Source organism: Exiguobacterium marinum DSM 16307 (assembly GCF_000620845.1).
Classification (GTDB): domain Bacteria; phylum Bacillota; class Bacilli; order Exiguobacteriales; family Exiguobacteriaceae; genus Exiguobacterium; species Exiguobacterium marinum.
In genome coordinates this window covers 1,983,781-2,001,299 of sequence record NZ_KK211189.1, presented here as the reverse complement: position 1 = coordinate 2,001,299, position 17,519 = coordinate 1,983,781, and the positions used below count along the sequence as shown (strand labels likewise).

Sequence of the window (17,519 nt, the reverse complement as noted above, 5' to 3'; positions counted from 1 at the left end):
TTTGTATGAAAAAATCATTACAAATTGCTTTAGACGGACCGGCGGGTGCCGGAAAAAGTACAATCGCCAAGTCATTGGCGAAACAATTGGGATATGTCTATATCGATACAGGTGCCATCTATCGGGCAGTCACGTTTCGTGCGCTGAGCGAAGGGATTGCGCTCGAAGATGGACCTGCACTTGCTCGGATGATTGAGAAGATGACGCTTCGACTCGTTCCTTCTGAAGAAGGACAGCGTGTATTCGATGGAGAGGAGGAAGTGACGAACGTCATTCGCTCGAGTGAAGTGACGAATAACGTCAGTTTTGTCGCACGCCAACCGGAAGTGCGAGATGCCTTGATGGATTTACAACGCGATTTGGCGAAACATGGTGGGGTCGTTATGGACGGTCGCGATATCGGGACGCATGTTCTCCCGAATGCCGATTTGAAAGTTTTCATGACGGCATCGGTCGAAGAGCGAGCTCGTCGCCGTCACGAAGAAAACCTGTCAAAAGGGATTGCGAGTGATTACGAACTATTGAAACAAGAAATAGCGCTTCGTGATAAACGGGATTCAGAACGTGAAGTCGCTCCTCTCCGCCAAGCTGACGATGCACACTTCCTTGACACGACGACGTTGGCGATTGATGGCGTTGTTCAAGCAATCGAACGATTAATTGAAGAGGTGAAAGCATGAGTAAACCATTAAACAATGGACCGTTCGGTATGTATCGGCTGGCAACAGCCGTCGTGAACGTCATTCAACGGGCATTATTCAGAGTCGAATTTATCGGACGAGAGAATGTCCCTATGGACGGGTCGATTCTCGTCTGCTCGAATCACCAATCGAATTGGGATCCCGTGCTTCTCGCGTGCGCCATTCCAAAGCAGCGTCCGCTCCGATTTTTTGCCAAGAAGGAACTTTTTAGTGTTCCGGTATTGAAGCATATTTTGAAGCGGGCAGGTCAGATTCCGGTGTCACGTGGGGAAGGTGACCGTCAAGCACTTCGTGTCGTGCTTCAAAAGTTGAAAGAGGATGAAGTCATCTCTATCTTTCCGGAAGGAACGCGATCAAAAGACGGTACGCTCGGGAAGGCACAAGCGGGTGTCGGATTCTTTGCGATGCGTTCGGAGGCGCACATCTTACCGATTGCCATCATTGGGAAATACAAGTTTCGTGCGAAACTCCGCGTCATCATCGGAAAGCCGATTGACTTGTCAGAACTGAAAGCACGTAAGGCAAGTGCGCAAGAAGCGTCCGATTTGATCATGGATACGATTGCTGACCTCTATTTAAAGCATTCACTCACGAAGTGAGGAAAGGATTACGGAATTGAGGTTTAAACTTCTTTCAATAGAGGTACAATCTTCATAACGCCTTGACAAATTCTCGGAATTATAAGAGATTTATACTAGGTGTAAGCGCCTTATGGCGCTCCTTTTTGTACTCATCGTGAGGGGGTAGTGTTGGAATGGTCGAAGAAATGAAAGATATGCCTGATTTTGAAATTAATCGTGGTCAGATTGTGACCGGAACAGTCGTCAAAATCGAGGATAAGCAAGCGCTGATCGATATCGGTTATAAAACCGAAGCGATTTTGCCAATTAGCGAAGTATCAAGCATGCATCTAGACGATTTAAACGAATCACTCCAAGTGAACGACGAGATTCGTGTCAAAGTAAAAAAAGTCACGGACGAAGAAGTGGTCGTTTCGAAAAAGGACGTCGATGCCGAAGCAGCTTGGGATCGAATCGTCGAAAAATTCGAATCGGGTGAAGTGTTTGAAGTGATGGTAAAAGATAAGGTCAAAGGTGGCCTTGTCGTCGATATCGGAATTCGTGGGTTTATCCCTGCATCCCTTGTCGAAAGTCACTTCGTTGAAGACTTCTCGTCATACTTGAACAATCCAATTACCGTAAAAGTCGTCGAGATTGACCGCGAAAAAAATCGCGTCATCTTGTCACATAAAGCAGTTGTCGAAGCAGAAATGAGCGCGAAGAAATCGGAAACGCTCGAATCGCTTGAAGTTGGTCAAGTAATCGAAGGAACGGTTCAACGATTGACAGATTTCGGTGCGTTCGTCGATATCGGTGGCGTGGACGGTCTCGTTCACATCTCTGAAATGGCTCATAGCCGTGTCGAGAAGCCGAGCGATGTCGTAACAGAAGGCGATCGTGTCAAAGTGAAAGTTCTCGGACTCGATTTAGATAATGAAAAAGTGAAACTTTCGATTAAAGAAACGCAACCAGGCCCGTGGGAAACCATCGAAGGGAAAATCCAACCAGGGGACGTGATTGAAGGAACGGTCAAACGTCTCGTAACGTTCGGTGCGTTCGTTGAAGTCGCGCCGCAAGTGGAAGGACTCCTTCATATCTCACAAATTGCGAATCGTCACATCGCAACGCCATCTGAAGTATTGTCAGAAGGCCAGGAAGTGAAAGTGAAAGTGTTGGACGTTCATCTTGACGATAAGAAAATCTCATTGTCGATGCGTGCACTCGAATCATCTGAACCGACTCGTCAAGATGATGACCAAGCGTTGCTCGATGAATATAGCGACCAAGGAGGATTCTCTGTTTCTGAATTGACAGGGGATGACTCTTCGGACGACTCAAAATAAGATGATCGTTCAAGCGGGAGTCATACTCCCGCTTCTTTTTGTATGGTCACTTAATTTTGCCTGTGATATGATAGGTAAGTTGCGTTTCGAAATGATGAAATGATGAAATTTTGATAGAAAGTTAGTGAGGTGTTGTTATGGGAATTCCAGCAGTGGCCATCGTTGGCCGACCGAATATCGGGAAATCCACAATTTTTAACCGCATCATCGGAGATCGTGTCTCGATCGTTGATGATAAGCCAGGCGTTACACGTGACCGTATTTACGGTACAGGAGAGTGGCTAAATCGTAAGTTCCATTTAATCGATACAGGTGGTATCGAAATAGGGGATGAGCCGTTGCTCGTTCAAATGCGTCATCAAGCAGAACTTGCAATCGATGAAGCAGATGTCATCATCTTTATGGTGAATGGTCGTGAAGGAATCACAGCAGCCGATGAAGAAGTGGCGAACTTGTTGTTCCGCTCGAACAAACCGATCGTTCTTGCCGTGAACAAAGTGGACAACTTTGAAATGCGAGATCTTATGTATGAGTTCTATTCACTTGGATTTGGGGACCCGTTCCCGATTTCTGGGACACACGGTCTCGGTCTTGGAGATTTACTCGACCAAGTATTTGAACTCGCTCCAGAAAAAGACGACTATGAATATAACGACGATGTCATTCAGTTTTCGTTGATTGGTCGTCCGAACGTCGGGAAGTCTAGTTTGACAAACTCGATTCTTGGTGAAGATCGTGTCATCGTCTCAAATATTGCCGGTACGACACGCGACGCAATCGACACGCCATTCACACGTGATGGACAAGAATATGTCATCATCGATACGGCGGGTATGCGTAAACGCGGGAAAGTATACGAATCGACAGAGCGTTACAGTGTTATGCGTGCTCAGAAAGCAATTGAGCGCTCGAACGTTGTCCTCGTCGTCCTCGACGGTGAAGAAGGTATCATTGAACAGGACAAACGCGTTGCAGGTCTCGCGCATGAAGCTGGGAAAGCGATTGTCATCGTCGTCAACAAATGGGATGCCGTCGAAAAAGATGACAAGACGATGAAGAAGATGGAAGAAAAGATTCGTCAAGAATTCTTGTTCCTTGATTATGCACCGATCGTCTTCTTATCAGCGCTCAAGTCGAAACGCTTACAGACATTGTTGCCTGTCATCAAACAAGTGGCAGAAACACATCGTCGTCGTATCTCGACGAGCGTGTTGAACGATGTCATCGTCGACGCGGTCGCGATGAACCCGACACCGACGGATAAAGGACAGCGATTGAAGATTAACTATGCGACTCAAGTTGCTATCGAACCACCGACATTCGTCTTGTTCGTCAACGACCCTGAATTGTTACATTTCTCTTATAAACGTTATTTAGATAATCAAATTCGTAAAGCATTTGACTTCACCGGGACACCGATTCATATCGTGGCTCGTCAGAAAAACTAATAACGGGGGTGCCACTTATGGCAAACGTAGCTGTCATAGGAGCGGGAAGCTGGGGAACGGCCATCTCGCTCGTCTTAGCGGATAATGGACACGATGTCCTGCTCTATGGACGTGAACAGGAACATGTCGATGAGATCAACTCGTCGCACACCAACTCGTTTTATTTGAAAGATGCGCCATTACCGGAATCGATTCGTGCGACGACGGATATGAAAGAAGCGCTCGACGATCGTAGCATCGTCTTTCTTGTCGTCCCGAGTTCGGCAATTCGTCCGGTCTCAAAAGAGCTAAACTCGCTGTTGACGAAGCCTGTCACGATTGTCCATGCCGCGAAGGGGATTGAACCGAAGACGCATAAGCGTCTCTCAGAAATCATCGCAGAAGAAATCGAACCATCGAAACGCCGGGCAATCGGCGTATTGACAGGTCCGACACATGCGGAGGAGGTCGCGGTTCGAAAACCGACGACCATCACGATCGCCTGTGAGGACCTCGATGTCGCGGACGAAGTGCAGGAGTTGCTCACAAACGATCAGTTCCGTGTGTACTTGAACTCAGACGTCGTTGGTGCTGAATATGGCGGAGCGCTCAAAAATATCATCGCCCTCGCTGCCGGAATGACAGACGGACTTGGCTATGGGGATAATGCGAAAGCAGCCCTCATGACCCGTGGGATTGTTGAAATTGCAAGGCTTGGCGTGAAACTCGGTGCGAACCCTGCTTCTTTCTCGGGCCTCACTGGAATCGGAGACTTGATTGTGACAGCAACGTCACAACATAGTCGAAACTGGCGAGCGGGAAATGCGATTGGACGCGGTGAGAAGCTTGAAGACGTTCTAGGCAATATGGGAATGGTCGTCGAAGGTGTTCGGGCTTGTGAGGCGGCTCACTTTCTTGCGAAAGATGCAGGTGTCGAGATGCCGATCACGGAAGCACTTTATAATGTGTTGTTCGAAGGCAAGAGCCCTCATGATGAAGTGAAAAAACTAATGAGACGACCACAAAAGCACGAGATGGAACAAGTCTTTCATTTCGAAGAATAAGAATGGTTTGAAGAGGGGCTGACGTTTTCGTTCAGTTCCTCGCTTTTTTTTGCTAAACTTGAAGTCTGGAGAACATAGAGAAAGTAGGGGGATAGACGTGACACCGTCACTCATCAAAATGTGGATTTCATTTGCAGGGATCGGTGCTTTTGCCGTTGCTGCATTAATGGTCGCCATCAGTCATACGAAACTGACCGGTTGGTTTGCGACTCTTGTAAGAATAATCGCGTTCATCATTTTCTTGTTTGGGACTGTTATTATGATTTTTGTCGTCGTCTCAGGACCGACGGGAGGATAAACGTTATGAAAAAGATGATCATCGCTGTCAGTTTGGTACTGACGACTCTGTTGGCAGGTTGTATGTTTCCTGAATCGGAACGGACGAATAATGTTCCGTATGAAAATCAATTAACTACCGTACAAAGTGCGGTCGATGCGTATCGTGAACAATCCGGCGTGTTGCCGATTAAGACGAAACCGGCGGAAACGCCTCTTATGGAGCGTTACCCAATCGAATTTTCACGTCTCGTCCCTGGGTACTTGTCTGACCCGCCGGCGAACAGTTTCGAGGGTGGTGGATTATTCCAATATATTCTCGTTGACGTCGAGACTGAACCGACTGTGAAATTAATTGATTTACGTGTCTCGGAGCGGTTACAGCAACTTCAAACAAACATCAATGCTTTCCGAGCAAAAGAGGGGAAATTTCCGTTCGATGGATCACTCGGCAAGAATCAGTTCACACTAGACTACGATAAAATCTTTATCACGGAGGAACCGGTCATTCCAAGCCCTTACTCTGATCGGGAGCTTCCAATCTATGTAGATGGCACGGGACAACTTTTTGTAGACTATCGAAAAGATGTGGAAGAAGCGCTTCAAAAGACGGATGAGTCGCCAAAAATCGGTGATGATATTCGTTATTTGCTCTATATAGATGCTCCATTTGCCCCAGCTTATTCTCAAGGTTATACAATAGATGAACAAGGAGAAGTCGTTTTTTTAAACAATTGAGCTTGTTTTGATAGTGAATGTCATGAAATCATGCAAAAAATGTTGTCATATCAACGTTTGTACGATATGATTAATCCCGTAAACTCCCTGTGAGAGGAGGTGAATCGTGATGAACAAAACTGAATTGATCCAAGCTGTTACTGAGAAAGCCGATGTTTCTAAAAAAGAAGCAACGAAAATCGTAGAAGCTACGTTTGAATCAATCACTGAAGCACTCCAAAACGGTGAGAAAATTCAATTGATCGGTTTTGGTACTTTTGAAGTTCGTGAGCGTGCTGCCCGTAAAGGTCGTAACCCACGTACAAAAGAAGATATCGAAATCCCAGCGAGTAAAGTTCCTGCATTTAAAGCAGGTAAAGCGCTCAAAGATGCGGTCAAGTAATCTGCAATACATAAGTCGCCGATAGGCGGCTTTTTTGTTGTGTTTGCGAGTTCGAATGACGTGAATGTGACAAAAATGTGCTATACTATGTCAGAATGACAATGAAGTGGGCGAGGGGGGATAGCATGGAAAAGTTGACAAATGAATTTGTTGTCACAGACCTTGCTCGTCAAATCGAAACACGTATGAATCATCCCTATTTGACGAAACACGAGGTGGTACCAGCCATCGACATGCTGTTGCTTCGTTGGATGGTCGAGATGATTGATTTGGAATCGATTGAGCATCGACAACTCGTGATGGCAACCTATTTTGCACATCAAGCGCTCGAATTACACGATCAAGTGAACAGTAGTCCGAGAGGGTCTCTAGCCCGCCAATTAAAAGTGCTCGCTGGCGACTTTGCTTCGGCTCAGTTTTATAAAATCTTGACAGACTTTCCATCGTCATATGGTGACCGGTTTGGGCAGTCCGTACAGCGCGTCAATGCGGCGAAGTGTACCTTGTTGCTCGAGAAGAACGCCTCGATGACTGTTTGGCTTGAAGCAAACATCGGATTGATTCAAACACTTTCCGAATTGATTAAACAACCTTATTTAACAACGAGTGGGAAACAAGTGATTGAAAAGAAAGCGACAACCCTCAGGCAAGACCAAAAAGAGCAACTGACGACGTTGCTCGCATATGCGGTCGCTTAGAACGGAAAGGATGTTACACGTTGCAACCGATAGAAAAAGAGCAAAAAGTATACGAAGTATTTCAGTCCATTTCTCCTAGCTACGATACGATGAACTCGATTATCAGCTTCCGACTTCATAAATGGTGGCGACGGACAACGATGAAAAAAATGAACGTCTTTCCGGGGGCTAAATGTCTAGATGTTTGTTGCGGGACAGCCGACTGGACGATTCAATTGGCGAACGCTGCCGGAAATACGGGTGTCGTCAAAGGTCTCGACTTTTCAGAAAACATGCTAAAAGTTGGAGAAGAAAAGGTGAAATCATGGTCGAACATCGAGTTACTTCACGGCAATGCGATGGCACTGCCATTTGGAGATCACTCATTTGATTACGTCACGATCGGATTTGGACTGCGGAACGTTCCGGATTACATGACGGTATTGCATGAAATGCATCGGGTCTTGAAACCGGGAGGGACGGTCGTCTGTCTTGAGACAAGCCAACCGACAGCACCGGTCTTTAAAGAATTGTATCGATTTTATTTTGGGACGGTCATGCCGTTATTCGGTAAAATGTTTGCCGGGTCATATGATCAGTATAAGTGGCTCCAAGAATCGACCGACCAATTTCCGGATCGTTTGAAGCTCAAACGCATGTTCGAAGAGGCCGGGTTTGAACAAGTCGAAGTGAAGACATTCTCCGGAGGTGCATGTGCCATGCATCTAGGAAAGAAGTGGTGAAACATGTCTTTGAAGCGACTTTATCGTCATATGAACCGAGAGATTGATCAAATCGATCAATTTTTATCTACTCGAGTCAGGACGGACCACCCCGTCATTGAATCAGCATCGCGCCAACTCCTCGATGCGGGTGGCAAACGCATCCGACCAGCCTTCGTCCTATTGAGCGCAGGGTTCGGTGAGACGAAAGATATCCGTTTGACGAAAGTTGCCTCAAGTCTTGAGTTGATTCATATGGCATCACTCGTCCATGACGACGTCATCGATGATGCGATGCTCCGTCGCGGAAAACCGACCGTAATGGAGCGATATGATGAAACAGTGGCGATGTATACAGGGAATACGTTATTTGGAGAGGCGATTCGTCTCGTATCCGAAATTGAGTCACCGCAAGTGATGCGAATTATGGCAGATACGATGGAACGTATTTGTGTAGGTGAAATCAATCAAATCCAAGATCAATACGAATGGGCACAATCACCAAAGCGATATTTAGATCGAATTGCACGAAAGACTGCTCTTTTGATTGAAACGAGTTGTGCGGCTGGCGCCGTCATTTCAGGAGCATCTCCTCAAGTGGTGAAACAGTTGAGCCTGTTCGGATATGATATCGGCATGGCGTTTCAAATGACGGACGACTTGTTGGATTTTACGGCGAAAAGCTTTCAACTCGGCAAACCAGTCGGTGAAGATTTAAAACACGGTCATAAGACTTTGCCACTCCTTTATTCTTCTGAAGACCCAGGTTTTTATGATCGTCTTCGCCGGGTGAACGCGTCAACGGATTCGGAAGTGACGAAGTCTCTCGTACGGGAAGTGCAACAAAATGGAACGCTAGAACGAAGTCAACACACGATTGACCGATATGTCAATCGTGCCATCAGCCGGTTAGAAGGGTTGCCAGATGTCCCTGATAAGCGATCGTTGATTGAAATTGCACAATATATTGGAAAGCGTAAATGGTAAACTCCCATGGAACCCCTTTCAAAAATGTGAAAGACCATGTACACTAAAAACGTACATCGTACACACTTATTGACTTAGGGGGATTTGGGGAATGGAAAAGACATTTTTAATGGTTAAACCGGATGGGGTAAAACGTGGATTGATTGGGGAAATCGTCTCACGCTTTGAAAACAAAGGATATACGTTGAACCGTCTCAAAATGGTGACACCGTCAGTTGAGGTCGCGGAGGCACACTATGCAGAGCATAAAGAAAAACCATTCTTCGGTGAATTGGTAGAGTTTTTGACTTCTGGTCCGGTCGTTGCGATGGAATGGGAAGGTGAAGACATCGTAGCGGTCTCTCGTCTTATGATTGGCAAGACGAAGCCACTTGATGCGCAACCAGGAACAATTCGCGGCGATTTTGCATCGACGATGTCACAAAACGTGATTCATGGTTCTGATAGTGTGGCAAGCGCAGAGCGCGAACTTGCACTTTGGTTCGCTGAAATCGCCTCACACGTTTCATGACTTTTCGAGGGACGGGGAAACCTGTCCCTTTTTGATTCCCTTGAAATGCCTATGTTCAGAAGAATGAGGAAATGAGAAAGAATTGAGGTTGAAATTGGTGATGAATGATTATGCCATCTTCGTAAAAAAGTTTTATATCAAGTCTGGTATTGACTTGAATTTATATAAAGAGGCGCAGATGAAGCGTCGAATGGTCGCCTTGCGTGAAAAGAAAGGGTATGCATCGTTCCTTGAATATTTGAAGGCGATGGATATGGATCGTCAGTTATACGAGGAATTTCTTGACCGGATGACGATCAATGTGAGTGAATTTTACCGTAACCCGATTCGGTGGCAACAGCTAGAAGAGGATATTCTGCCTTATTTGATCCGTTCGAGTAAAGGGAAGCTTCGCGTGTGGAGTGCTGCCTGTTCGACAGGAGAAGAGCCCTACTCGCTCGCCATGTTACTGTCAAAACATTTGGCTCCATCTCAATTTTCAATCATGGCTACAGATTTAGATGATGTCGTCATCGAAAAGGCGAAACAAGGAAAGTATCATGAACGGGCACTGATTGACTTACCCGTTGAGTTTCAAAAGCGTTACTTTACGCGTCGTGGGGAGGACTATTTCATCTCAGACGAAATTAAGCAACTGGTTACGTTCAAAAAACATAACCTATTAGCGGATGTATATGAACGAAACTTCGACTTGATCGTCTGTCGAAATGTATTGATTTACTTCACAGAAGATGCGAAAGGAAAAGTATATTCGTCGTTTCAACGGGCGTTACGTCCTGGTGGGATGTTATTTGTCGGTGGAACCGAACAAATTTTCCAGCCAAAGCGTTATGGCTATGCGATGAAACAAAGTTTCTTTTACGAAAAAATAGATGGATGAGGTGAACGGATGCGTTATTTGACAGCTGGTGAATCACATGGTCCGGGACTGACGGTCATCGTAGAAGGTGCACCTGCAGGACTTGTCGTAGACATTGATCAGATGAATCTTGAATTGAAGAAGCGGCAGTCCGGATATGGGCGAGGACGTCGCATGCAAATCGAGTCTGATCAAGTGGAGGTTCGTTCTGGTATTCGACATGGGAAGACAACCGGTGCCCCAATCACTTTTTGGATTGAAAATAAAGATCATACGCACTGGAAACATGTGATGCAAGCAGAATCGATTGAAGGCGACATCGAGGTGAAGCGTCGCGTCTCACGACCGAGACCTGGACATGCGGACCTAGTTGGTGGATTAAAGTATGACCATCGAGACTTGCGAGATGTTTTAGAACGCTCGAGTGCGCGAGAAACGGCAGCCCGTGTCGCAGTCGGGGCTTTTTGTAAGCAACTGCTTCAACAAGTTGGGATGTCACTCTTTAGCTATGTAAAAGTGATTGGTGGGGAGAAGGCAGACATGCAGACGTTCGATTCGTTAGAAGAAACTTTGGAGATTATCGACGCATCACCTGTACGTACATTTGATACGAAAGCTGCAGAAAGAATGATGCAACGAATCGATGAAGCGAAAGCGAATGGGGACTCGATTGGCGGAATCGTCTGTACCGAAGTGCACGGTGTCGTTCCTGGTCTAGGCTCTTACGTACAATACGATCGAAAACTGGATGCGAAAATCGCGCAAGCTGTCATGAGTGTCAATGCTTTCAAAGGTGTCGAATTTGGGGACGGATTCGAGATGGCGTATCGGCCTGGTTCGGAAGTAATGGACCCGATTGCTTATGGAGATGAGGGGTATACCCGACTCAGTAATCACCTCGGCGGATTCGAAGGCGGGATGACAACGGGTATGCCGATTGTCTGTTCAGCGGTCATGAAACCGATTCCGACGCTCTACAAACCGCTTCAATCCGTCGATATTGATACAAAAGAGGCATTCCTTGCTCAAATTGAACGGAGTGACTCGTGTGCTGTACCTGCAGCATCCCTCGTCGTCGAGGCGGTCATCGCGTTTGAAATCGCGAAGGAAGTGTGTGAGACGTTCGGACATGATACGATGGAACGAATCAGTCGCCGTGTCGAGGATTACCGGGAGGAGATACGCATATGGTGACGATTCCAATTGCGGCATCGACCCCGTATGATGTCGTCGTCGATGATCAAGACCGGTGGATTAAAACGATTGAGTTATCAGGTTATCCGATACTTTGGGTCGTCACGGACGAACATGTCGATTCTCTATACGGGAACTCATTTCGTACACAGTTGGAACAAGTGCATTCACACGTCGTCTGGTCCGTCGTTGAGGCGGGTGATGCGTCAAAGTCGTTAACCCATCTAGAACATCTTGTCGCGGAAGGGTTAAGTCACGGATGCGATCGTCACTCACTGATTGTCGCCTTCGGCGGTGGGATGATTGGTGACTTGGCTGGCTTTTTAGCAAGCGTCTACATGCGTGGTGTTCCTTACATACAAGTTCCGACGACGATTTTAGCCCATGATTCCGCTGTTGGTGGCAAAGTTGCGGTCAACCATCCACTTGCGAAAAATGCGATTGGGGCGTTTTATCAACCGATTGGAGTCAATTATAATGTGTCTCGACTCAAATCCTTACCGGTTCAAGAAGTGCGGAGTGGTCTCGGTGAACTGTTGAAACATGCGTATTTGTCACGTTACGTCCTCGAAACCTCTTTCGAGGACGACTTGTTTTTAGCTTTGACGGATGTTGAACAAATCGATTGGGTTTGTTGGCTTGCCCGTGGAATTGAAGTGAAACGAGCGATAGTCGAAACAGATGAGCGAGAACAAGGGATTCGAGCTTGGCTTAATTTCGGACACACATTCGGACATGCCCTTGAATCAGTCGAAACTTATCGCATCCCACATGGTGAAGCAGTATTGCATGGTATGGTGTTCGCCTTTTTACTGTCCGGGGATGAAGTCCGGGCCAAGCGTTTGTTCGATTGGATGCGTTTGAATGATGTCACGCCGATCGACTGGAAACCGTTCTCTTATTATGTGGACAAAATGGTTCGGGATAAAAAGAATCGTAATGGGTCGATTCGTTTTGTATTACTTCGTGAATCAATTACTGTTGAACCGGTGGCGCTAGAGCTCCTTCAACGTACGTTTGAGCAGATGAAAGGATGGTGGGAACGATGAGTTTAAACGGTTCAATCCGTGTCCCGAGTGATAAATCAATCACGCACCGGGCGCTGTTATTTGGAATGATGGCGAGCGGGACGACGCGTGTGCGGCATCCTCTTCTCGGTGCCGATTGTCGTTCGACGCTCGAGGTGATTCGGTTACTCGGAGCCGACGTGGAGGAACAGCGAGAAGAGCTGATCATCACAGGAATCGAGTCACCGCAATCGGCACGTCTTGACTGTGGAAACTCGGGAACGACCATGCGCTTATTGATCGGTCTCTTGTCCGGCTATAACGGGTCATTTGAACTTGTGGGTGATGACTCGCTATCGAAACGTCCGATGCGACGGGTTACCGCGCCGTTACGTGAGATGGGAGCACACGTCAAAGGAGATCAGGCACCGCTCTTCATCGAAGGGGCGATGCTTCAATCCATTGACTATACGTTACCTGTGGCGAGCGCCCAGGTAAAGTCAGCCATTCTACTCGCCGGATTACGCGCCTCGGGAACGACGATTGTTCGCGAACCGATGTTGTCACGAGACCATACAGAGCGTATGTTACCACTATTCGGAGCGAAACTATCTGTCGAAGTGGAAAAAGGGGAGCGCGTCATTCGCGTCGACCCATCTCGGTTGATTGGAGCGACGGTGAACGTGCCGGCGGATCCGTCTTCGGCCGCCTTTTTCTGGGCCGGGGCATCCATCGTATCTGGAAGCTCGGTGACGACAACAGATGTTTGTTTGAATGAGACACGAATCGGCTTTTTACGGACGCTTGAGCGGATGGGGGCGAACGTCGTCATTTCCAATGAACGACTGGTCGGAGAAGAGATCGTCGGTGACGTCACGGTCAAGACGAGCGTACTATCCGGTACAGTTGTTGAAAAGGACATGATTCCCTCACAGATTGATGAATTGCCATTATTTGCACTCGTCGCCTCACAGGCGAACTCACCGTCAGTCGTGAAAGACGCTGCGGAACTTCGGGTGAAAGAGACAGACCGTATTGATTCGGTCGTCTCACAACTCAGAAAACTTGGTGTGGACATCGTCGGTACCGAGGACGGATTCATCGTTAATCCGAGTCGACTTCACGGAGGAAGTGTCACGACGTATGGAGATCACCGCTTATCCATGATGTTACAAATCGCCGCACTCATGACAGATGAATTCGTTCACATTGAAGAAATAGAAGCATCCGATGTCAGCTATCCGCGATTCCGTCAAGATTTACAACGGGTTCAACGTAAGATAGAATAACGACAAACCGAAGGCCAGGAGGACGAAACATGCTAGATGAATCAGCATTAACACATATAATCGAGATGCTTGAGTCTGGTGAGACTGAACATGCGCTCATGCATATTGAACAACTTGAGAAAGAAGGGTCAGATGATGATCGTTTAGCGGTTGCTGACCTGTATTTAGAACTAGGTCTTGCCGACCGTGCTACCGAAGTACTTTCTAAACTGTACGTCGATTACGAAGGGGACCCAAACGTTGCCCTATCACTCGCGGAAGCATATTTAGATAGCGACCGGGAAGAAGAAGCGATTGCTGTTCTTGAGAAAATCAAGTCGAATGACGCGGAAACACAAGTGAGAAGCCTCGTCTTGTTAGCTGACTTATATCAATCTCAAGGGTTGGATGAAGTGGCTGTGAAAAAACTGATGGAAGCACTTGAAAAGAACCCAGACGAACCGTTATTGATTTATGGCTTGGCCGAACTTTACGCATCGACCGGTTCATTTGAACAAGCGATCCCGCTCTATGCGCGACTTCCAAAAATGAAACTACCTTCAGAAATTGATTATCAGGCGGATTACGCAGAGGCCCTCACGATGGTCGGCTCGTTCGAAGAGGCGCTTGAAGAGTACGAATCAGCAACCCATCGTGATTTGAATACCGTCTTCGGTCATGCGATGACAGCACATCGGATTGGCCGAGAGGAAATTGCGATTAAGCAGTTTAAAGAACTTCAGGCGATGGACCCGGACTTTACTTCGCTTTACCTTCCTTATACCGAGTCGCTCGATGCAATCGGACAAACGGAAGAAGCATTAGAAATCATCGGCCAGGGTATCACACGTGATGATTACAATGATGAGCTTCGTCATGTCAAAGCAAAACTGCTTCTCAAACTTGGAAATCGAGAAGGTGCCATTAAGGAACTCCGTGAAGCGCTCGTGCTAAATCCGGAATCGATTCAAGCGACAGAACTCCTCTTATCAATTTTGTTCGAGACAGGAGAATTCGATGATGTTCTCGAAACAATAGACGCACTCGAAGACCACACGACGTCACCGCTCATGACATGGTATAAGGCGAAAGCGAAATATGAGCTCGAAGAGTACGAAGAAGCGGTCAGTCTGTATGCATCAATCGAACCGATTTTGAAAGAGGACGTGTCATTTGTGACGGAATGGGCTACACTGTTGATAGAGGAAGGTCGTAGACAAGAAGCACGACGTGTGGTCGAGCAATCGCTTGCATTGATGGTCGATCTCGAAGATCGTCAAGTACTCGAAGATCAGCTCGAACAATTGTCTGATGACGTAGAATGATAAAGGGAAGGGAATGAGGTCAAATGGTCGAGCGGAAACGGAAATTTTTGAAGCGATTCGTCGCTCATCATACACTTCGGAAGCGCGAAGCAAAGTGGATTCTTGACTATTGGTTGAGACATCCTGATAAGCTGGGAAACGTTCATTTCGTGACAAACGCCTCGGTCTCGCCACGAAGTCTTGTGATGACGGCTTACGGCTTTGACGGCGAACCGTTTCGATACCGACGGGGAGACCTTGTGACCATGAATCCTGAGAAAGCCTATCATGATATTCGTCTACACGATGGGCCAATCTATGTGGAGTTAAATTTTCAAGGCATGATGATTGATGAGAATTGGGTGGACATCGTGGAACAGAATCCCTTTGAGCCTGTGGCGGAAGTGAAAGATGAAGTATCCTCCTCAGCCCAAACGGTCATACAAGCCTCTGTTGCTCAATTTGAAGAAGAGCGATTATTGATTGAAATCGATAAGGCGCTTGATCGCAGAGACGAGAATTTATTCCGTAACTTGACGAGTCAACTCCATCAAGTGCGGGCATCGAAATTATTTTGAAAAAAACAAGCGCTTCCGTTCCGGTAGTCGCTTGTTTTTTGGTATATTAATAACGTAGGAATACACAATTATTTCACAGTTCGTTCATAAGTTTGGAATGTGAGCGATGTCATGTACGCTACAATAGACATGATGAGATAAGTTGGAGAGGAGGGAAAAGATGAGGTTCGATAGTCAAGGGGCACTGCGCTCGATTGCCGAACGACAATATGTCGATACGCTCATCGTTCCGCTCGCAGAATTGGCGTTTGGTGAAGACATGGTTCGTAAAGCCGAAAGCTATGAAGTGATTCATGCCGTCACGGTTGAAACAGAACGTCAGTTATCTGGTCGAACGATGCTCAGCCCGCCAATTAGTTACACCGATGTCGAAGCCGGAGTGGAATTGGCAAAAGATGTAGTGACAAAAGCGGATTCATCCGGATTTTCTCACGTATTGTTTATTGCGTCAGACGTCCGTTTCAAATCGTATGATTTGCCGATTATGTTTGTACCGCCGCTTGCGTTAGGAGCGATGTCGAGCGATCAAGCGCACACGATGGTTCAAAATTTTGCGACACAAGTTATCACAGAGCTTTCGAGCCGTTGGATGGCGACATGAAGCGGTTGACGTAGAGGTTTTATTGATATACTATTTTGTTGAGTGAGAAATTTTTGTGAAGAATGCATAAAGAATTATGGGGTTATGCACACGAATGAGGGGGGAACGAAATGGCTCAAAATGGGTCAAAAGTCACACGCCGTCAGTTCTTAACGTACACACTGACTGGAGTAGGTGGCTTTATGGCGGCAACATTGATCAGTCCGATGGTCAACTTTGCGATCGATCCGGTCTTGAAAAAAACTGGAGCAGGCGACAAAGTAAAAGTTATGAGTCTTGATGACATCACGACTGAGCCGCAACGTGTCGACTTTAAGAAACAAACACAAGATGCTTGGTACGAATTTGAAGAAACACTTTCAGCATGGGTTTACAAAACAGAAAGTGGTGAGATTGTCGCACTTTCTCCGATTTGTACACACCTCGGCTGTCAAGTAGCTTACGCGGGTGATCCAACTCGTCCAACTGAATTCTTCTGCCCATGTCACTTAGGACGGTATGAAAAAGATGGGACGAACATCCCAGGTACACCACCAACAGCACCACTTGCTCGTTATGAAAAAGAAGAAAAAGATGGGTTCCTATATCTAGGTAGCCCAATTTCACAGAAGTGAGAGGGGGACTAGTCGATGTTACAAAAAATTTATGATTGGGTCGATGAACGCGTAGACATCACACCACTTTGGCGCGATATCGCAGACCACGAAGTACCGGAACACGTCAACCCTGCTCATCACTTCTCTGCATTTGTCTATTGTTTTGGTGGTTTGACGTTCTTTACAATCGTCATTCAAATCCTTTCGGGGATGTTCTTGACGATGTATTACGTACCAGACATCATTAACGCTCACGCGTCAGTGTACTACTTACAAAATGAAATCGCACACGGACAAATTGTACGTGGGATGCACCACTGGGGCGCATCAGTCGCCATCGTCATGTTATTCTTACATACGCTCCGCGTGTTCTTCACGGGATCGTATAAGAAGCCACGTGAACTTAACTGGGTTGTTGGTGTTCTCTTGTTCTTCGTCGTCTTGGCGCTTGGACTTACAGGATACTTGCTTCCTTGGGACATGAAAGCATTGTTCGCAACGAAAGTTACGCTTCAAATCGCTGAAAGTGTACCGGTCATCGGTGGTATTGCGAAGACACTTCTCGCCGGTGGTGAGATTGTCGGGGCGAGCACACTCGCACGATTCTTCGCGATCCACGTCTTCTTCTTGCCGGCGGCATTGTTTGGATTGTTGGGAGCCCACTTCTTGATGATTCGTAAACAAGGTATTTCTGGACCGCTATAAACCGATTCGAGGAGAAAAA

21 protein-coding genes are annotated in these 17,519 nt (G+C 46.8%); all 21 read left to right on the top strand.

Translation table 11 applies throughout. The annotated features are described in order from the left end of the window. Window positions 1-5 precede the first annotated feature (5 nt). The gene (gene cmk / locus P400_RS0110645; protein WP_026826181.1) at window positions 6-680 is read left to right on the top strand and encodes a (d)CMP kinase; all 675 of its coding nucleotides are present in this window, start codon (window positions 6-8) and stop codon (window positions 678-680) included. Next, window positions 677-1,300, top strand: a complete 624-nt coding sequence (locus tag P400_RS0110640; protein WP_084483599.1) for a lysophospholipid acyltransferase family protein — start codon at window positions 677-679, stop codon at window positions 1,298-1,300. Before cmk ends, P400_RS0110640 begins: the two co-directional genes overlap by 4 nt. Before the next feature lie 155 nt (window positions 1,301-1,455). Further along, window positions 1,456-2,604, top strand: a complete 1,149-nt coding sequence (rpsA, locus tag P400_RS0110635) for a 30S ribosomal protein S1 (RefSeq protein ID WP_026826179.1) — start codon at window positions 1,456-1,458, stop codon at window positions 2,602-2,604. Window positions 2,605-2,741: 137 nt separating this feature from the next. Next, the gene (der, locus tag P400_RS0110630) at window positions 2,742-4,052 is read left to right on the top strand and encodes a ribosome biogenesis GTPase Der (RefSeq protein WP_026826178.1); all 1,311 of its coding nucleotides are present in this window, start codon (window positions 2,742-2,744) and stop codon (window positions 4,050-4,052) included. 17 nt (window positions 4,053-4,069) lie between these two features. Next, window positions 4,070-5,095, top strand: a complete 1,026-nt coding sequence (locus P400_RS0110625; RefSeq protein ID WP_026826177.1) for an NAD(P)H-dependent glycerol-3-phosphate dehydrogenase — start codon at window positions 4,070-4,072, stop codon at window positions 5,093-5,095. 97 nt (window positions 5,096-5,192) lie between these two features. Next, the gene (locus tag P400_RS0110620) at window positions 5,193-5,393 is read left to right on the top strand and encodes a DUF2768 domain-containing protein (RefSeq protein ID WP_026826176.1); all 201 of its coding nucleotides are present in this window, start codon (window positions 5,193-5,195) and stop codon (window positions 5,391-5,393) included. A gap of 5 nt (window positions 5,394-5,398) precedes the next feature. After that, window positions 5,399-6,109 carry a hypothetical protein gene (locus tag P400_RS0110615; RefSeq protein ID WP_026826175.1) on the top strand — a complete coding sequence of 237 codons (711 nt, stop codon included), beginning with the start codon at window positions 5,399-5,401 and terminating at the stop codon, window positions 6,107-6,109. A 109-nt stretch (window positions 6,110-6,218) separates the two neighbouring features. Further along, entirely contained in the window at window positions 6,219-6,491 is a 273-nt protein-coding gene (locus tag P400_RS0110610) for an HU family DNA-binding protein (RefSeq protein ID WP_015881465.1), read from the top strand. 125 nt (window positions 6,492-6,616) lie between these two features. Further along, complete coding sequence (locus P400_RS0110605) at window positions 6,617-7,189, top strand: heptaprenyl diphosphate synthase component 1 (protein ID WP_026826174.1); 573 nt, start codon at window positions 6,617-6,619, stop codon at window positions 7,187-7,189. Window positions 7,190-7,209: 20 nt separating this feature from the next. Beyond that, window positions 7,210-7,911 (top strand): demethylmenaquinone methyltransferase, encoded by a 702-nt coding sequence (locus P400_RS0110600; RefSeq protein ID WP_026826173.1) that lies wholly within the window; start codon window positions 7,210-7,212, stop codon window positions 7,909-7,911. A gap of 3 nt (window positions 7,912-7,914) precedes the next feature. Continuing rightward, a complete protein-coding gene (locus P400_RS0110595) occupies window positions 7,915-8,877 on the top strand; it encodes a polyprenyl synthetase family protein (protein WP_026826172.1) in 963 nt (320 codons plus the stop codon). Window positions 8,878-8,968: 91 nt separating this feature from the next. After that, the gene (ndk, locus tag P400_RS0110590) at window positions 8,969-9,388 is read left to right on the top strand and encodes a nucleoside-diphosphate kinase (protein ID WP_026826171.1); all 420 of its coding nucleotides are present in this window, start codon (window positions 8,969-8,971) and stop codon (window positions 9,386-9,388) included. Between the two features lie 100 nt (window positions 9,389-9,488). Beyond that, a complete protein-coding gene (locus P400_RS0110585) occupies window positions 9,489-10,268 on the top strand; it encodes a CheR family methyltransferase (RefSeq protein WP_026826170.1) in 780 nt (259 codons plus the stop codon). Window positions 10,269-10,277: 9 nt separating this feature from the next. Further along, on the top strand, window positions 10,278-11,441 hold the full coding sequence (gene aroC / locus P400_RS0110580) for a chorismate synthase (protein ID WP_026826169.1): 1,164 nt from the start codon (window positions 10,278-10,280) through the stop codon (window positions 11,439-11,441). After that, complete coding sequence (locus P400_RS0110575; RefSeq protein ID WP_026826168.1) at window positions 11,435-12,490, top strand: 3-dehydroquinate synthase; 1,056 nt, start codon at window positions 11,435-11,437, stop codon at window positions 12,488-12,490. Before aroC ends, P400_RS0110575 begins: the two co-directional genes overlap by 7 nt. Further along, entirely contained in the window at window positions 12,487-13,737 is a 1,251-nt protein-coding gene (gene aroA, locus P400_RS0110570) for a 3-phosphoshikimate 1-carboxyvinyltransferase (RefSeq protein ID WP_026826167.1), read from the top strand. Before P400_RS0110575 ends, aroA begins: the two co-directional genes overlap by 4 nt. A 29-nt stretch (window positions 13,738-13,766) precedes the next feature. Beyond that, the gene (locus tag P400_RS0110565; RefSeq protein ID WP_026826166.1) at window positions 13,767-15,041 is read left to right on the top strand and encodes a tetratricopeptide repeat protein; all 1,275 of its coding nucleotides are present in this window, start codon (window positions 13,767-13,769) and stop codon (window positions 15,039-15,041) included. A 23-nt stretch (window positions 15,042-15,064) separates the two neighbouring features. Beyond that, window positions 15,065-15,598 carry a ReoY family proteolytic degradation factor gene (locus tag P400_RS0110560; RefSeq protein ID WP_026826165.1) on the top strand — a complete coding sequence of 178 codons (534 nt, stop codon included), beginning with the start codon at window positions 15,065-15,067 and terminating at the stop codon, window positions 15,596-15,598. A gap of 160 nt (window positions 15,599-15,758) precedes the next feature. Further along, window positions 15,759-16,199, top strand: coding sequence for a DUF2487 family protein (locus P400_RS0110555; RefSeq protein WP_026826164.1), 441 nt, complete (start codon window positions 15,759-15,761; stop codon window positions 16,197-16,199). Between the two features lie 110 nt (window positions 16,200-16,309). Next, window positions 16,310-16,813 carry a QcrA and Rieske domain-containing protein gene (locus P400_RS0110550; protein ID WP_026826163.1) on the top strand — a complete coding sequence of 168 codons (504 nt, stop codon included), beginning with the start codon at window positions 16,310-16,312 and terminating at the stop codon, window positions 16,811-16,813. Between the two features lie 15 nt (window positions 16,814-16,828). Beyond that, complete coding sequence (gene qcrB / locus P400_RS0110545) at window positions 16,829-17,500, top strand: menaquinol-cytochrome c reductase cytochrome b subunit (protein ID WP_026826162.1); 672 nt, start codon at window positions 16,829-16,831, stop codon at window positions 17,498-17,500. Window positions 17,501-17,519: the final 19 nt, after the last annotated feature.

Coding starts and splice junctions, on each gene's coding strand:
- P400_RS0110595 (WP_026826172.1), top strand. CDS start 7,915: ATGTCTTTGAAGCGACTTTATCGTCATATGAACCGAGAGATTGATCAA.
- aroA (WP_026826167.1), top strand. CDS start 12,487: ATGAGTTTAAACGGTTCAATCCGTGTCCCGAGTGATAAATCAATCACG.
- P400_RS0110560 (WP_026826165.1), top strand. CDS start 15,065: ATGGTCGAGCGGAAACGGAAATTTTTGAAGCGATTCGTCGCTCATCAT.
- P400_RS0110555 (WP_026826164.1), top strand. CDS start 15,759: ATGAGGTTCGATAGTCAAGGGGCACTGCGCTCGATTGCCGAACGACAA.
- rpsA (WP_026826179.1), top strand. CDS start 1,456: ATGGTCGAAGAAATGAAAGATATGCCTGATTTTGAAATTAATCGTGGT.
- P400_RS0110615 (WP_026826175.1), top strand. CDS start 5,399: ATGAAAAAGATGATCATCGCTGTCAGTTTGGTACTGACGACTCTGTTG.
- cmk (WP_026826181.1), top strand. CDS start 6: ATGAAAAAATCATTACAAATTGCTTTAGACGGACCGGCGGGTGCCGGA.
- ndk (WP_026826171.1), top strand. CDS start 8,969: ATGGAAAAGACATTTTTAATGGTTAAACCGGATGGGGTAAAACGTGGA.
- P400_RS0110625 (WP_026826177.1), top strand. CDS start 4,070: ATGGCAAACGTAGCTGTCATAGGAGCGGGAAGCTGGGGAACGGCCATC.
- der (WP_026826178.1), top strand. CDS start 2,742: ATGGGAATTCCAGCAGTGGCCATCGTTGGCCGACCGAATATCGGGAAA.
- P400_RS0110605 (WP_026826174.1), top strand. CDS start 6,617: ATGGAAAAGTTGACAAATGAATTTGTTGTCACAGACCTTGCTCGTCAA.
- P400_RS0110610 (WP_015881465.1), top strand. CDS start 6,219: ATGAACAAAACTGAATTGATCCAAGCTGTTACTGAGAAAGCCGATGTT.
- P400_RS0110640 (WP_084483599.1), top strand. CDS start 677: ATGAGTAAACCATTAAACAATGGACCGTTCGGTATGTATCGGCTGGCA.
- qcrB (WP_026826162.1), top strand. CDS start 16,829: ATGTTACAAAAAATTTATGATTGGGTCGATGAACGCGTAGACATCACA.
- P400_RS0110585 (WP_026826170.1), top strand. CDS start 9,489: ATGAATGATTATGCCATCTTCGTAAAAAAGTTTTATATCAAGTCTGGT.
- aroC (WP_026826169.1), top strand. CDS start 10,278: ATGCGTTATTTGACAGCTGGTGAATCACATGGTCCGGGACTGACGGTC.
- P400_RS0110575 (WP_026826168.1), top strand. CDS start 11,435: ATGGTGACGATTCCAATTGCGGCATCGACCCCGTATGATGTCGTCGTC.
- P400_RS0110565 (WP_026826166.1), top strand. CDS start 13,767: ATGCTAGATGAATCAGCATTAACACATATAATCGAGATGCTTGAGTCT.
- P400_RS0110550 (WP_026826163.1), top strand. CDS start 16,310: ATGGCTCAAAATGGGTCAAAAGTCACACGCCGTCAGTTCTTAACGTAC.